14 protein-coding genes and 1 riboswitch are annotated in these 14,812 nt (G+C 65.5%); of the genes, 7 read left to right on the top strand and 7 right to left on the bottom strand.

What is annotated here, in order from left to right:
* Nucleotides 1-33 precede the first annotated feature (33 nt).
* Both crcB and P0D87_RS02315 read right to left on the bottom strand, forming a co-directional pair.
* The gene (gene crcB, locus P0D87_RS02320; protein ID WP_053857906.1) at nt 34-414 is read right to left on the bottom strand and encodes a fluoride efflux transporter CrcB; all 381 of its coding nucleotides are present in this window, start codon (nt 412-414) and stop codon (nt 34-36) included.
* Between the two features lie 75 nt (nt 415-489).
* Nucleotides 490-595: riboswitch (Fluoride riboswitch) on the bottom strand.
* An 89-nt stretch (nt 596-684) separates the two neighbouring features.
* Complete coding sequence (locus tag P0D87_RS02315; protein WP_006052947.1) at nt 685-1,887, bottom strand: ammonium transporter; 1,203 nt, start codon at nt 1,885-1,887, stop codon at nt 685-687.
* Between the two features lie 419 nt (nt 1,888-2,306).
* On the opposite strand from P0D87_RS02315, the gene P0D87_RS02310 reads away from it, so the two are divergent.
* The gene (locus tag P0D87_RS02310; protein WP_029969211.1) at nt 2,307-4,007 is read left to right on the top strand and encodes a sensor histidine kinase; all 1,701 of its coding nucleotides are present in this window, start codon (nt 2,307-2,309) and stop codon (nt 4,005-4,007) included.
* A gap of 182 nt (nt 4,008-4,189) precedes the next feature.
* Here the strand turns inward: P0D87_RS02310 and P0D87_RS02305 are convergent, their stop codons facing one another.
* Both P0D87_RS02305 and P0D87_RS02300 read right to left on the bottom strand, forming a co-directional pair.
* Nucleotides 4,190-4,516, bottom strand: a complete 327-nt coding sequence (locus P0D87_RS02305; RefSeq protein WP_006052945.1) for a hypothetical protein — start codon at nt 4,514-4,516, stop codon at nt 4,190-4,192.
* Nucleotides 4,517-4,633: 117 nt separating this feature from the next.
* Nucleotides 4,634-5,215 carry a DJ-1/PfpI family protein gene (locus P0D87_RS02300; RefSeq protein ID WP_029969212.1) on the bottom strand — a complete coding sequence of 194 codons (582 nt, stop codon included), beginning with the start codon at nt 5,213-5,215 and terminating at the stop codon, nt 4,634-4,636.
* 210 nt (nt 5,216-5,425) lie between these two features.
* Between P0D87_RS02300 and P0D87_RS02295 the strand changes: the two genes are divergently transcribed.
* The 4 genes from P0D87_RS02295 to P0D87_RS02280 all read left to right on the top strand — a co-directional run bounded on the left by P0D87_RS02295 (nt 5,426) and on the right by P0D87_RS02280 (nt 10,192).
* Nucleotides 5,426-5,902 (top strand): BCAL1086 family glycoprotein, encoded by a 477-nt coding sequence (locus P0D87_RS02295; RefSeq protein WP_006052943.1) that lies wholly within the window; start codon nt 5,426-5,428, stop codon nt 5,900-5,902.
* Nucleotides 5,903-6,025: 123 nt separating this feature from the next.
* Complete coding sequence (locus P0D87_RS02290) at nt 6,026-6,481, top strand: Rrf2 family transcriptional regulator (RefSeq protein ID WP_053857908.1); 456 nt, start codon at nt 6,026-6,028, stop codon at nt 6,479-6,481.
* A gap of 163 nt (nt 6,482-6,644) precedes the next feature.
* Nucleotides 6,645-7,292 (top strand): NAD(P)-dependent oxidoreductase, encoded by a 648-nt coding sequence (locus P0D87_RS02285; RefSeq protein ID WP_053857909.1) that lies wholly within the window; start codon nt 6,645-6,647, stop codon nt 7,290-7,292.
* Nucleotides 7,293-7,480: 188 nt separating this feature from the next.
* Complete coding sequence (locus tag P0D87_RS02280) at nt 7,481-10,192, top strand: mechanosensitive ion channel family protein (RefSeq protein ID WP_053857910.1); 2,712 nt, start codon at nt 7,481-7,483, stop codon at nt 10,190-10,192.
* A 95-nt stretch (nt 10,193-10,287) separates the two neighbouring features.
* On the opposite strand, the gene P0D87_RS02275 is transcribed toward P0D87_RS02280, so the two are convergent.
* Nucleotides 10,288-10,791 carry a cysteine dioxygenase family protein gene (locus P0D87_RS02275; protein WP_053859007.1) on the bottom strand — a complete coding sequence of 168 codons (504 nt, stop codon included), beginning with the start codon at nt 10,789-10,791 and terminating at the stop codon, nt 10,288-10,290.
* A 261-nt stretch (nt 10,792-11,052) separates the two neighbouring features.
* Between P0D87_RS02275 and P0D87_RS02270 the strand changes: the two genes are divergently transcribed.
* Nucleotides 11,053-11,520 (top strand): Lrp/AsnC family transcriptional regulator, encoded by a 468-nt coding sequence (locus P0D87_RS02270; protein ID WP_006052938.1) that lies wholly within the window; start codon nt 11,053-11,055, stop codon nt 11,518-11,520.
* Nucleotides 11,521-11,569: 49 nt separating this feature from the next.
* Here the strand turns inward: P0D87_RS02270 and P0D87_RS02265 are convergent, their stop codons facing one another.
* Both P0D87_RS02265 and P0D87_RS02260 read right to left on the bottom strand, forming a co-directional pair.
* Nucleotides 11,570-12,880: an NAD(P)/FAD-dependent oxidoreductase gene (locus P0D87_RS02265; RefSeq protein WP_053857911.1), complete on the bottom strand. Its 1,311-nt coding sequence runs from the start codon at nt 12,878-12,880 to the stop codon at nt 11,570-11,572.
* Between the two features lie 22 nt (nt 12,881-12,902).
* Nucleotides 12,903-14,330: a homospermidine synthase gene (locus P0D87_RS02260; protein ID WP_053857912.1), complete on the bottom strand. Its 1,428-nt coding sequence runs from the start codon at nt 14,328-14,330 to the stop codon at nt 12,903-12,905.
* Nucleotides 14,331-14,575: 245 nt separating this feature from the next.
* Here P0D87_RS02260 and P0D87_RS02255 point away from each other — a divergent pair, with 245 nt between their 5' ends.
* Nucleotides 14,576-14,809 carry a hypothetical protein gene (locus P0D87_RS02255; protein ID WP_029969219.1) on the top strand — a complete coding sequence of 78 codons (234 nt, stop codon included), beginning with the start codon at nt 14,576-14,578 and terminating at the stop codon, nt 14,807-14,809.
* The last annotated feature ends 3 nt before the right edge of the window (nt 14,810-14,812 follow it).

Below are 14,812 nucleotides of genomic sequence, written 5' to 3'. Positions count from 1 at the left end.
GCGATGTGCCCGCCCGGCGGCAAAACCGCTCTCTCAACGCGATAAAAGCGCGACCGTGGCGATGCCGAGAACCGTCATGCAAAGCGATGCGCCGACGTGAATCGCGACTTCGCCCGCGGCCCAGCCGAGGCGCCCGTCCTGCAGATGCTGCACGACTTCGGCGGAGAAGGTCGAGAAGGTGGAGAGTCCGCCCATCATCCCGGTGATCACGAAGAGCCGCCATTCCGGCGCGATCTGCGGCGCGCGCGCAAAGCCGGCGACGGCCACGCCGATCACGTAGCCGGCGATCACATTGGCGGCGAAGGTGCCGAGCGGCAGCGACGGAAATAGCGCGTTCAGACGCAGGCCGAGAAGCCAGCGAAACAGTGAACCGAGCGCACCGCCGATAGCGACGGCCAGGATGGACCAGTACATGAGTGGACTTTGCTGAAACCGGAGTCGACAAGCCGGGCTGAGCGGGGAGACGCGATGCCGCCTCCGCATGGGTCCGGGGAAGCAGGCATCATCAGCACGAGGCGGTTAATGGATTGACGTGAGCGTGTGCATTGAAGCGCACGCCGGACACCCATTGGAGAATGCCATCTCCAGCACGCAAGTCTAACATTCGGCGGCTCTATGGGGACAGGTCGGACCAGGCCGCGGCTTGCCCACTGGCATCGGCTTGTGCCCACGCGAGCCGCTGCATCAGCCGAGGCTTTCGCGCTCCGGCGTCGCGGAAATCTTGTGGATCGACAGGTCGGCTCCGTTGTATTCGTCCTCCTGGTCGAGCCGCAGGCCCACCGTCAGGCGAATCGCGCCGTACACGAGCGTGCCGCCGAGCGTCGCCACGACAATCCCGCCGAGCGTGCCGAGCACCTGCGCGCCGAACGACACGCCGCCCATTCCGCCGAGCGCCCGCAAGCCGAAGATGCCCGCTGCGACGCCGCCCCACGCGCCGCACAGACCGTGCAGCGGCCACACGCCGAGCACGTCGTCGATGCGCCAGCGGTTTTGCACGCACGTGAACATATAGACGAACAGCACGCCGGCGATGCCGCCCGTGACGAGCGCGCCGAGCGGATGCATCAGGTCCGAGCCGGCGCATACGGCGACCAGCCCGGCGAGCGGCCCGTTGTACGTGAAGCCCGGATCGTTGCGGCCCGCGAGCCAGGCGGTCAGCGTGCCGCCGACCATCGCCATCAGCGAATTGACGGCGACGAGTCCGCTGATCTTGTCGACGGTCTGCGCGCTCATCACGTTAAAGCCGAACCAGCCGACGGCCAGCACCCACGCGCCGAGCGCCAGAAACGGAATATTCGACGGCGGATGCGCGGCAATCCCGCCGTCGCGGTGATAGCGGCCGTGGCGCGCGCCGAGCAGCAGCACGGCCGGCAACGCGACCCAGCCGCCGAACGCGTGCACGACGACCGAACCGGCGAAGTCGTGAAACGGCGCGCCGAACGTCTGCGCGATCCACGCCTGCACGCCGAAGCGCTCGTTCCACGCGATGCCTTCGAAGAACGGATAGACGAAGCCGACCAGCACGAAGGTAGCGAAAAGCTGCGGATTGAACTTCGAGCGCTCGGCGATGCCGCCCGAGACGATCGCGGGAATCGCGGCGGCGAACGTCAGCAGGAAAAAGAAGCGCACGAGCGCGTAGCCGTTGTGCGCGGCGAGCGTCCCGGCGTTGTCGAAGAACTGCACGCCGTACGCGATCGTGTAGCCGATAAAGAAATAGGCGATCGTGGAGACCGAGAAGTCCACCAGAATCTTGACCAGTGCGTTGACCTGGTTCTTCTTGCGCACCGTGCCGAGCTCGAGAAAGGCGAATCCCGCGTGCATCGCCAGCACCATGGCGGCCCCGAGCAAAAGAAAGAGCGTATCGGTGCCGGTTTTCAAGCTATCCATCGGTTGTTTCCGCTTATGCCAAAAAGTCGGGCATTGGATGCAAGAAGCGGGCCAAAAAGGTGCTTGTCCGCCGAATGCAGTGCAAACGAGCACCGGATTGGGATTGTCGCCTGCGACGGCGAGCCCCGAGTCGCGCAGTCTGCACCTTCAATGCACGCGTCCAAGCACAAAAGATGTGCGGAAACGTCCCGTTTTGGTTCCTATGATCCATTACGGGTCCAAAGTTTTCGTCCGGCTTACGGGCGCGGCGTCGAGCCTGAAGGTGTGCGAGCACATCGGATGCAGCCCGACCTGCAGCCTGCATCGACACGCCTGCCGCCAAAGTTTGGGCGCTAGCCCGACCCTTTGTTTCCGCAGCAAACGCCGACATAATGTCCCGTCCCGTACACGACTGGCGGCCCACCTTCCAATGCGCACGCATGCGACTTACCACTAAAGGCCTGCTGCTGATCGCGATTCCGGCGGTCTTCGAACTGGCGCTTCTGTCAGGACTGGTCAAGGCGCAGTCCGACGCGGCCGACGCCGAGCGCTGGGCCGTCCACGGTCAGGAAGTGCTGCGCCAGACCACGTCGATTCTCGATCCGGTACTCGGCGAGTCTGTCGCGCTGCGCGGCGCGGTGCTTGCCGGCGACAACCACTTTGTGACACCGCTCTCCGTCTGGGTCGATGTCGACCGGCGGATCGATCAGCTCGCGGAACTCGTCTCTGACAACCCGGCCGAGGTCGAACGCGTCGTCCAGGTGCGCCAGGCGGTGCAGGCCTACCGGCAATGGTCCGACCGCATGCAGGACATGCTGCGCTCGGGCCGCGGCAACGACATCGTCGAGCGCTTCGGCGATCTTGCGCAGACCGACGTGCTCGACCGCTTTCGCCAGCAGGTGGCCGCCTTCCAGGCGGAAGAGCGGCGTCTCGACAGCCAGCGCGCCAATGCCGCCGACGCCGCGCGCGAGCGGCAGCAGGCGCTGGTCGGCGCGGCGGTGTTCGGCTCGCTGCTGTTTGTGGCGCTGGCCGTGTGGCTTTTCACGCGCGGCTTGCGTGGCCGGCTTGCGGTCCTGTCGGACAACGCCGGGCGCCTTGCCGGCAACGAGCCGCTCGCGCCGATCGGGCCGGGCCACGACGAAATCGCGCAACTCGACCTGACCTTGCACGAAACCAGCCGGCGTCTTCTCGAGGCCGAGCGCATCCAGGCGCGCTTTCAGGCGGACCTTGCGCGCCGCGCGGACGAGCTTGCGCGCATCAACGAGACGCTGCGGCAGCAGACGCAGGAAAACGAGATGTTCATCTACAGCGTGTCGCACGATCTGCGCGTGCCGCTCGTCAATCTGCAGGGCTTTTCGAAGGAACTGATCCGCGCGTGCGACGAACTGCGCGCGGCCCTGAGCGATTCGTCGATCGACGCGCAGATGCGGCAGCGCATCGAGCGGGTGGTCGACGAGGACATCGGCGAAGCGCTGCATTATCTGCAGACGGCGGTGCTGCGCGCGTCGCACATCATCGACGCGTTGTTGCGGCTGTCGCGGATCGGCCGCGTCGAATACCGGCATCAGAAAGTGGAGGTGCGCGATATCGTGCCGCGCGTGATCGACGCGATGCAGGGCTCGATCCGCGCGCGGCGGGCACAGGTGCAGGTGAGCGACTTGCCGGCCGTGTGGGGCGATCCGACCGCGCTCGAGCAGGTGTTCGCGAATCTGATCGGCAATGCGGTGAATTATCTGGACCCGTCGCGCGAAGGCCGGATCGAAATCGGCACGACGCCCGCGCCGCCGGGCGTTCAGTCGCTGCGGATCTTTTACGTGCGCGACAACGGCCTCGGCATTCCGGCGATCGCGCTGCCGCGGCTGTTCAACGCGTTTCAGCGCTTGCACGGCACGGCGGCCGCGGGCGAGGGGATTGGGCTCGCGCTGGTGCGGCGCGTCGTCGAGCGGCACGGCGGGCGGGTCTGGGCGGAGTCGGCGGAAGGCGTCGGTACGACGTTTTATCTGTCGCTGCCCGAAGCGGGGGCCCGGCCGGCGGCGGGGCGAGCGCGTGAAGGCGGTGAAGGGCGCGGCGGGCGACCGCTATCCGTGGCGGCCAACGATCAGGCGATGGACAAGCCGGGGAATCTGCGGATGGGCCCGTAAGGGCTGACGTGGGTTGCCGTGGGCAGCGGTCGAGCGGTGAGGCGCTAGTGCCCGCGACGGCCTGCGGGCGGCGCAGGCGCGAGCGAATCGAAAATCAGGAAGGGTTGCGTGAAGCGGAAACCGAGGCGATGGCTCGGAACCGATCAGGATGGTGGGCCGGCGTGACCGCAGGCTACATCACCTCAGCAAGAAGCAAACAAACGGCGTGACTTCAGCAGTTGCCGGCCGCGAACCGACCAGTAGCACGCGCAGGCAAGCAGAACGGCGACCACGACGAGCACCTGGTAGAGCGTGGGGCGCAGGCCGAGCAGGCCGTCGAGCGCGAACACGCAGCGCGCCAGAATCAACAAAGCCGCCCAGACCGAGCAGGCTGCCAGCACCAGCATTCGCGTGCCGGCGAGGCGCCGCGCGCGGTTTTCACGAGCCCAGCCGGCCGGCGTGCGCGCGCAGCGAAAAGCAATCGCGATCAACGCGACGGCGAGAATGACGATCCAGTCGGTAAGTTCCATCGAAAACCGCTCCACAAGTCAGCCCGTGACTATAGGAAGGCCCTCCGGCGCGAACCATAGGACGACTCTCAAATGCCGCGCGCGACCGCCGTGGCCGCCCGCGGCATTTGAGCCGGCTCAAAGCTCGATACGCGTGCCGAGCAGAACGAGGAATTGACGCAGCCATTCGGGATGCGCGGGCCACGCGGGCGCCGTCACGAAGTTGCCGTCGGTGATCGCGGCGTCGACGGGAATGTCGGCGTACTCGCCGCCGGCCAGCTTGACCTCGGGCGCGCAGGCCGGATACGCGGAGATGCGCTTGCCGCGGATCACGTCCGCGGCGGCGAGCAACTGCGCGGCGTGACAGATCGCGGCGATCGGTTTGCCGGCCTCGGCGAACTGCCGCACGATGTCGATGACTTTCGGATTGAGCCGCAGATACTCGGGCGCGCGCCCGCCGGCAATCGCGAGCGCATCGTACTGACGCGGATCGGCGTCTTCGAACGATGCGTTCAGCGCGAACAGATGCCCTGGCTTTTCGGTGTAGGTCTGATCCCCTTCGAAATCATGAATGGCGGTCTTGATCCGGTCGCCGGCCTTCTTGTCCGGGCACACCGCGTCGACCACGTGTCCGACTGCCTGCAGCGCCTGAAACGGCACCATCGTTTCGTAATCCTCGGCGAAATCGCCGGTGAGAAACAGAATCTTCTTTGCCGCCATCGTATGCCTCCAGTGGGTCAAGGGAACACAGCCAATGCTCGATTGCGTTGGCCAGTCTACCGCACAAGCTTTGACAGAACCGCGACGGCCGCCGGCCGCCGTGCGCGTCGATTTATCGCGCATGAAGCCGTTGTCCGGCAGGCAGCGGCAACAGCGTATGATGAGCGCGTTTTCGTCAGAGAGGCCGCTTCGCGCGGTTCACATACACACATGAATTCATCCATCCGTTCGCCGTTGCTGCGCCGTGCCGCCGTGGTCCTCTTCGTATTCGGCGGTCTCGCGGCCTGCCAGAAGAACGATGCGTCGGCGGGGCAGGTTGCCGGCAAGCTCAACGACGCCGCGCAGGCCGCGTCGCAGAAGCTCGATCAGGCCGCGAGCTACGTCGGCCAGAAGGTCGACGAAACCAAATCCGCGGCGCAGCAGAACATTCAATCGGCTTCGGCGCCGACGGTCACGATCGATCCGAACGCGCTCGCGTCGAGCGCTCAGGCGAATCTGCAGAACGCCGCCAGCGCGGCGCAGGCGCAGCTCGGCAAAGCCGCGTCGCTGACCGGCGAGAGCCTGGAAAACGCGGGGCGCAAACTGCAGCAGTGGTCGGCGCAAAGCTCGGCTTCGTCGACGAGTGCAGCGGCTTCGTCGTCCGGTTCGGGCTACGGCGGCGATGCGCAAAAGCAGATGGACAAGTGAGATGCGCGTGAGCCGATTCAATCGCGCGCGTTCGTGCGTTCGGCCGGGAAGAGCGGACGCGTTTGACAGTGCCGATAAATGTAATTACTATGGTTACACATTGTCGTCGCAGGGCGGGTTGTTGTGAACACCAGTAGCCGGTTTGCATTTGCGGTGCATGTGCTCGCGCTGTTGTCTTTGCAGGAGGGCACGCCGCTTTCGTCGGAGATGATCGCGGGCAGCGTGAATACGAATCCCGCGCTGATCCGGCGGCTTTTGACCATGCTGGCCGAAGCGGGCCTCACGACCTCGCAGCTCGGCGCGGGCGGCGGCGCGCTGCTCGCCCGGGCGCCCGAGCAGATTTCGCTGCTCGACGTGTACCGCGCAGTCGACGACGCGCAGCTCTTCGCGCTTCATCGCGAGGAGCCGAATCCGGCGTGCATGGTGGGGCGCAACATCCAGGTCGTGCTGCGCGGAATCATCGACGAAGCGCAGCAGGCGATGGAGGCGTCGCTCGCGCAGCGCACGTTGGCCGACGCGACGGCGGACTTGCTGCGCGCCGAGCGAGCGCGCGAACGCAAGCGGCGGCCGCATGCGTGACGCGGGTGCTTGAAGCTGAAACCGCGCTCGCCGATGATTGCTAATGCGCACGCAATGAGCGCGCAATAAGCGCGGAATGACAGACGGGGGCCGAGGCCCCTCTTTTTTGCGGCATATATGTAATCATCTTGGTTACATATAAACAAATGACAGGAGCATTGAAATGAGCAAGCAGTTGAAGATCGCATTGTTCGGCGCGACCGGCATGATCGGTTCGCGAATTGCGGCCGAAGCGGCGCGTCGCGGGCATCAGGTCACGGCGCTTGCGCGCAATCCCGCGCGCGTTCCGGCCGACGTGCCGAATCTCAAAGCGGCGCAGGCCGACCTGCTCGACGCGGCGAGCGTCGGCGCAGCGGTGCGCGGTCACGACGTGGTGGCGAGCGCGTATGCGCCGCCGCAAGGCGACGTCGGCGTGCTGGACAAGGCGACTCGCGCGCTGGTCGAAGGTGTGCGCGCCGCGGGTCTGAAGCGCCTCGTGGTGGTGGGCGGCGCGGGCTCGCTCGAAGTCGCGCCGGGCAAACAGCTCGTCGATAGCGAAGGTTTCCCGGATGCCTACAAGGCCGTCGCGCTCGCGCATCGCGATGCGCTCGGCTACTACCGCAGCGTCGCCGATCTCGACTGGACGTTCTTTTCGCCGGCCGCGATCATCGCGCCGGGGGAGCGCACGGGTACGTTCCGCACCGGCACGAACTCGCTGATCGCCGACGCCGAAGGCAACAGCCGCATTTCCGCCGAGGATTACGCGATCGCGTTCGTCGACGAACTCGAGCAGGGCCGTTTCGTTCGTCAGCTCACGACGGTCGCTTATTGAAGGCGCCGCGTGCTTGCGCGGCGTGCGTGCCGCGCGGCGTGGGTGGCATGGTGCCGCGGCTCGTCACCCTCCGCGGCGCGCTGCACGCATGAAATCATGCAAGCGTCCTAACAATCCGTTACGCATGTCCGGTTGCGGGCGCGCCAACTGAGGCTACACTGGCGTCTCCCGTTTTCTCACGGATTGCCATGCAGTCATGCCCATCGCGGCGTGAATCCGAGGCTGCGCCGTCAAACGGCGGGCTTTCTTCGATTCACGCTGCATTTGTTCGTCTTTCCGCTTGCGTCGGATGGCCGCACGTCCGCGGCGGCGCGCGCGTGCGCGCGGGCGGGTCGGCTCGCAGATATGCGGCGCGAAGCGGTTCAATCAGCGCCTCGCTCAGTGCGTGGCTTCGTGCCGTCATCAGCGCGTGTCCCGCCGCGATCGGAATCGCGCTTCTCGTCTGCATCGCATCGCTGCCTCTCGGCGCGCACGCCGCCGGCACTGCAGCCAGCAGCACGCCCGTCATTCCCGCGTTGCAGAGCCTGATCAACAGCGCGACGGTCGCGCCCGCGTCGGAGGCGTCCGGCGCATCGGCGGCCGAGGCCGCGTCGGCGCCGTCGCCCGCGAGCCAGGCGGAAATCGCGCGTTCGCTCGACAGCGTCATCGCCACCCTCGACAACGACCGCCAGCGCACCGCGCTCGTCGCGCAACTCAAAAAACTGCGCGACGTCTCGCGCACCGTCGGTCCGCTCGCGCCGGCGCCCGCGCAGCCGAGTCCCGGCTTGCTCGGCGCGATTGCGTCGGGCATCGCGTCGTTCGAATCGGACATGCATCAGGGCCGTACGCCCGTGCGCTACTGGGGCGGGCGCTTCAACGCGGCCGGCAACGAGCTTTACACCATCATCTCCGGGCAGGGGCCGGAGAGCTTCGGCCGCATTCTCCTGTCGATGTTCGCGATGCTGGCCGGCTGGGGCGCATGCGCGGCCGCGCTGATCTATTTGCAGCAGCGGCTGTACCGGCGCCTTGGCATCGTGATGGGACTGAATCCCAATCCGACGACACGCGAGCTGCTCGTCTTCGCGTTGCGGCGCGTGGGGCCGTGGATCATCGCGTTCGTCGCCGCGCTGCTGTTCGTGCGCGCGATGCCCGATGCGCTCGGCCGCACGCTCGGCATGGTGGTCGCCTATGCGATCGTCGCGGGCGCGGTGTTTTCGGCGATCTGCCTGATCATGTTTTCGCTGTTCGGCTCGGGGCACCGGCGCATCGCCGTGCGTCTGCTGATCGATCATGCGCGGCGCCTGCTGTTCGCGGTCGGCGTGTTCGGCGCGCTCGGCGACGCCGCGGTCAATTACGACGTCGCGCATCAACTCGGCACCAACCTGGCCGCACTCGTTTCGACCGCCGCCAACATGACGGCCGCCGTGCTCGCCGGCTATTTCGCGCTGGCGTTTCGCCGGCCGGTCGCGCACCTGATCCGCAACCGGCCTTACGAGCAGCGCAACGATCACAAGGCCGCGACCGACGCCTTCGAGGTGCTCGCCGCGCTGTGGCACGTGCCGGTCCTCGTGCTGGCGACGGCGTCCGTGGTCGCCACGCTCGGCGGCTCGGGGTCGAGCGAAAACGTGCTGCAAATCTCGGTGGTGACCGCGCTGTTGCTCGTGCTCGCGTTCTTCCTGTCGGCCATCGTCCTGCGCATGACGCGCCCGCGCAGTCCGCGCGCGCGGCGCCGCTCGCCGTATCTCACGCGCTTGCTGCGTTTTTGCGGCACGTTGCTGACGCTTTTCATCTGGCTGTTTTTCTTCGAACTGGCGGCGCGTTTGTGGGGCGTGTCGCTGGCCGCGGTCGTCGAGGAAAACGTCGCGGCGCGCGGCATCGCACATGCGGTGACCGCGATCGTCGCGACGGTGTTCATCGCGTGGCTGTTGTGGATTCTCGTCGACACCGCGATCACGGAGGCGCTCAATCCCGGCAGCTCGCGCAACAAGTCGCGCAACCCGAGCACGCGGGCGCGCACGATGTTGCCGCTCGTGCGCAACGTGTTGCTCGTGAGCATCATGACGATCGCGGGCATCGTCACGGCGGCGAATCTCGGCATCAACGTGACGCCGCTGCTCGCGGGCGCCGGCGTGATCGGTCTCGCGATCGGCTTCGGTGCGCAATCGCTCGTGACCGACCTGATCACGGGGCTTTTCATCATCATCGAAGACACGATTTCAGTGGGCGACTGGATCGATGTGGACGGCGGCCATGCGGGCACGGTCGAGCATCTGTCGATCCGCACGGTGCGCCTGCGCGACGGTCAGGGCGCGATTCACGCCATTCCGTTCTCGCAGATCAAGATCGTCAAGAACCTGTCGCGCGACTTCGCGTATGCCGTGTTCGAAGTGCGCATGTCGTTCTCTACCGACGTCGATGAAATCACGCAGATGATCCGCGAAGTCGGCGCCGACCTGATGGCCGACTTCCGTTACCGGCGTGAGATGCTCGGGCCGATCGAAGTGTGGGGCCTCGACCGTTTCGATCCGAACTGGATGGTCGTCAAAGGGCAGATCAAGACGCGGCCGCTGCAGCAATGGAGCGTGGCGCGGGCGTTCAATGCGCGGCTCAAGCGCAAGATGGACGAAGCCGGCATCGAGATTCCGGTGCCGCAGATGCGCTTGTTCACGTCGTCGAAAGACAGCGAGGGGCAGCCGTGGCGCGACGACAGTACACCGGACGAAACCGGACATGAAGAGCACGGCCACGAGTCCGGCCATGCTCGCCCGCACACGGAGAAAACGCTGCCGATGCGCGGCGCGCATCCGGCGGTAGCGGTGGCGCGCGACGTGTCGCATGAACCACGGCCGGCGCCGCCGGCGACCGCGCAAACGGCGCCGATTCCGCCGCAGGTTCCCACGGCGGGCGAAGGCAAGAGCTGATTATTCGGCGAGGGCAGAGGGCGCGAAGTTTTGTGCGTGTGTGTACGTATGTGCGTGCGCCTGTTCGTGCCTTGCCCGTGCTCGCCGTGCCGCTGTCAGACGAGCACGGGCGCGGCGCGCACTACATCGTTGACATGCGTGGCGATGCGCGCGCCGGGCACGCCGTAAATATGCAGCGACACGGCCGGCGCATCGCTGCAATTTTGCAGCCGATGAATGCTGCCGCGGCCGCCTCGCACGAACGACACCGCGCCTTGCCTGCGCGCCTGCGTGCGTTCAGCGCTCGCACACTGCTCGCGCTCGTTCCACTCAAAAACCGTTTCGCTCAACGCGCCGTCGATCACCGCGTATCCGCACCATGTGTGGTGCGCATGCACGGGGCTCGCCTGATGCGGCTGCCAGACAAGCGCGGCGATCGCATAGCGGCCGTGCGGATCGGCGGCGAGCAGATGACGGCGGTAGTTCTCACTCGATCCCTCGCGCTGCGCGGGCGTCAGCAGCGCGGCGTCCGCAGCCGCTTCCGCGAGCGCGATACGCATGCTGCGCGCGAAGAAGCTCGAATGCGAAGGCTCGGCAAAATGGGCGCACGCTTCGAACATGGCGTCGAGCGCATCGCACAGGCGGGCGAGAGGCGCGGGCTGAGCGGCGCGTGAAGGCAGATCGTGCGCGGCGCAAACTTGCTTGAACGTATCGAGGAGGGCGGCGGAGGAAGCGAGGTTGTGAGTCACGGTCGTTGAACGGCACTGGCTGCCGTGTTTTTCTTCGGATCAGGATTTATACCGTTTTGTCCGGAGAAAGAGTTTCCATATAATTCCCCCATCAATCTGAAAAGTAGAAAAATTTGCTAAAGGGGTGAGACGATGGGAATGGACATCATCGACAGGAAGCTGCTCGAGTTGCTGCAGGAAGACGCGACCATGCCGATTGCCGAACTGGCGCAGCGCGTGAATCTGTCGCAAACGCCGTGCTGGAAGCGGCTGCAGCGTCTGAAGGAGACCGGTGTGATCCGCGGGCAAGTGGCGCTGTGCGATGCGCGCAAGCTGGGCGTCGGCACGACCGTGTTCGTCGCCGTGCGCACGAATCAGCACACGCAGGCGTGGGCGCAGACTTTCACGCAGGCGGTGCAGGACATTCCCGAAGTGGTGGAGGTTTACCGGATGAGCGGCGAGACGGATTACCTGCTGCGCGTGGTGGTTTCCGACATCGACGACTACGACCGCGTGTACAAGCTGCTGATCGCCGCCGTGCCGCTGTACGACGTGAGTTCGAGCTTCGCGATGGAGCAGATCAAATATTCGACGGCGCTGCCCGTGCGGTATAGCGCGTGACGGCGAGCGGGCGCGTAGCGATCGGCTTCGCGTCTCTGACGGCGTTGGCCTACAAAAGCTCGCGCAGCTTGTAGTACCACATGCCCAGCACCAGAGCCCGCGTGCGAAGCGCCTTGCCGCCGGGGAAGCGTCGATGCCGGATGCGGCTGAACACGTCGAAGGTCGACGCGTCGCCCGCGATCGCGTCGGCGAGAATCTTCCCGGCCATTCCCGCGAACACCAGACCGTGCCCGGAAAAGCCTTGCACGTAGTAAATGTTCGCGCCGATCCGGCCGAGGTCCGGCGCGCGGTTCATCGTGACGTCGACGAAACCGCCCCACGCGTAGTCGATGCCGACATCGGCGAGTTGCGGGAAAACGCCCGTGATCCGATCCCGCATCCTGTCGATCAGATTACGCGGCGTCGTGGCGTCGTAGCTTTCTCCGGCGCCGAACAACAGCCGGTTGTCGGCGCTCAGCCGGAAGTAATCGAGGATGAGATTGTTGTCCGACGCCGCGGCTCGGCCCGGCATGAGCTCGTTGGCGAATGCGTCGGAAAGCGGCTCGGTGGCGACCATGTAGGTGCCCACCGGCATGATCCGCGCTTCGATTTCGGGTGCCGGATGATCGCCGAATTCGCCGAGATAAACGTTGCCGGCGATCACCACGCGGTCGCACGACACCGCGCCTTCGGCTGTCTTCACGACGGGCCGCGCGCCGCGTTCGAGCCGGGACACCGCTGAATTTTCGAAGACCTTGACTCCCGCTTGCCGCGCCGCTTCGCCGAGACCGAGGCAGTACAGCAGCGGATGCAGATGACCGGACCCGCCGTCATACACGCCGGCAGAAAATCTTTGCGTGGCGATATGCGAACGAAGCGCCGAACGATCCAGCCATTCGAGCGGATACGCATACCGGTCCTGCGTGCGCTCCATCCACTCCTTGAGTTTGCGCGCCTTGCGATCGTTGACGGCGAGCGTCAGATAACCGCGCCGATAATGGCATTCGATGCCATAACGCGCGAGACGCTCTTCGAGCAGGCGCAGACCTTCGAGCGACACGTCCCAGGCCTTGCGCGCGATCTCGCGCGAGCACTGCTGCTCGATCGCGTCTTCTCCTTCCGCGCCGAAGCCGACAATCGCCTGCCCGCCATTGCGGCCCGACGCGCCCCAGCCGATGCGCTGCGCTTCCAGCAGCGCGACGTCGAAGCCGCGCCCGGCGAGTTCCAACGCGCACGAAACGCCCGCGTAGCCGCCGCCGATCACGCACACATCCACGGACAGCTTTTGCTGCAGCGGCGCGCTCGGTTGCGGACGCGTGACGCTCGCCTCGTAATACGAGTCCTCGACGACACCAAGCTCCTTGTTCAGCAGCGACGACATAGGCTGCGCTCCAGGTATCGGTTCACCACGGAACCCGTACGTTGAGAAACTGCCAGGGGTCCTCGTCGTACGGCGTGTCGAAAAGCGGCGAGCGCTGGTCGAGCGGCGTCCATGTGTCGTACACGCCGACGAGTTCGCCCAGGTACGGACGAGCGACCCGCATCACCGTCCGATAGTCGATGTCGTCCGGTTCGACCACGCCGGCCCGCGGATTCTCGAGCGCCCACACGATGCCGCCCATGATGCCGGCCACCACCTGAAGGCTCGTCGCCGTGTTATGCGGTGCGAGCCGCCGGGCTTGCGGCGTGGTCAGCCGCGAGCCGTACCAGTAAACGCCTTTGTCGTTGCCCATCAGCAGCACGCCGAGTTCGTCGGCGCCGTCGACGATTTCGTCGCGCATGATCCGCTTGTTGTCCTGCATGCGCCAGCCACGTCCGGCGAATTCCTCGATCGACAGCAGCGCGTCGTCGCACGGACGATACGCATAGTGGACCGTCGGGCGGTACACGACCTCGCCGTCCTTGCGCAATGTCAGATGGTCCGCGATCGAGATCGACTCGCCATGCGTGACAAGAAAGCCCTGATAGCTGCCGGCGAGCGGCGTCCAACTGCGTACTCGCGTGGCAAGTCCCGGCCGTTGCAGATAGATCGCCGCATCGCTGCCGAACCCGTGACGCTGCGCGTCGGCGGGCCAATGACGTTCATGCGTGCCCCAGCCCAGTTCCGCCGGCTGCATGCCTTCTTCGACGAAGGCATCGACGGACCAGGTGTTGACGAACTCGTTGCGCGCCTTGCGGCGTTCGGAGAACTGCCAGTCCTGTTCAGCGACGTGAATCGCCTTGATGTCGAGGCGCTGCGCGAGCACGGCCCAATCTTCGTAGCTGTCGAGCGCGGTCGGCTGGATGCCGCTGTTTGCCGCCATGTCGACCAGCGCCTGTTTGACGAAAGCCGAAGCGAGCCCAGGGTTCGCGCCTTGCGTCAAAACCGCTGTCGGGCCGTCGCGCTTGTCGAGGCGAAAAGCCAGCACCGCCTCCCGCAGTGCGTAATTGCTGCGCCGTGACGGAGGACGGTCGGGATCGGTTGATCCGCCTTCCCACGGTTCGATGGACGTATCGAGATAGAGCGCGTCGCGAGACCAGCAAAAGCGAATCAGCGATTCGCTCGACACATTGACCGACAGGTTGACCAGCAGCGTGCCTTTCGTCACATAAGCTGTAAGCAGTGTCTCGAAGTTGTCTTCGCTGAGCGCCTGCTCGACGACATGCACGCCGCATTCATGGGCGATCGCCGTGTCATTACCAGGCGGACACACCACGGTCACGTCTTTTGGGCTCACCTCGATGTGTCTTAAAAGCACCGGTAAAAGCGAACTCGCTATGCTGCCGAATCCGATGATTACAACGCCGCTGTTGCAAACAGCGTGCTTCGTCCACTGCACATGCGCATCCATCTTTCCTCCCGACTACCGCGCGTTGGGTCGCGCTTCTTTGTGCGGGCGTGATGCGTGGCTCCAATGTTTCGGCCCGCATTAGCGGCGCAGCATTGCGCGTGCCGGGATTTTTCATTTCGGTTCGATTGCATCGCAAGCCTTGCTGTCCACCGCTTGCCGACTGCAAGGCGAGTGCAAGGCGCCTCGGCGTAGAATGCCGCCTTCTCCGCTATCTTCCGCGATTGCCTCGCGGTCCGAGTCGCCTCATGAACAAACCGCCGCGCAAGAAAAACCCGACCTTCGGCATCGCTGTATTCATCGTGGTCGCGGTACTGTTCGTCATCGCCACGCTGTTCTATAACGCGATCAAGGAGAAGCGCGAGTTCGACAACGACAACGCGCCGGCGGCTTCCGTTTCATCGGGCGCGGCTGCGGCGACGGCCACGGCGACGAGCGCTGCGGCTACTGCTGCGAAGCCTGCGAGCGGCACGGCGCAGTGAGCT

Origin of the sequence: Paraburkholderia sp. RL17-368-BIF-A, from assembly GCF_046054045.1 — a bacterium.
GTDB lineage: Bacteria > Pseudomonadota > Gammaproteobacteria > Burkholderiales > Burkholderiaceae > Paraburkholderia > Paraburkholderia graminis.
Note: the sequence above shows the minus strand (reverse complement) of the source record. Positions and strands in the feature narration are given on the sequence as shown.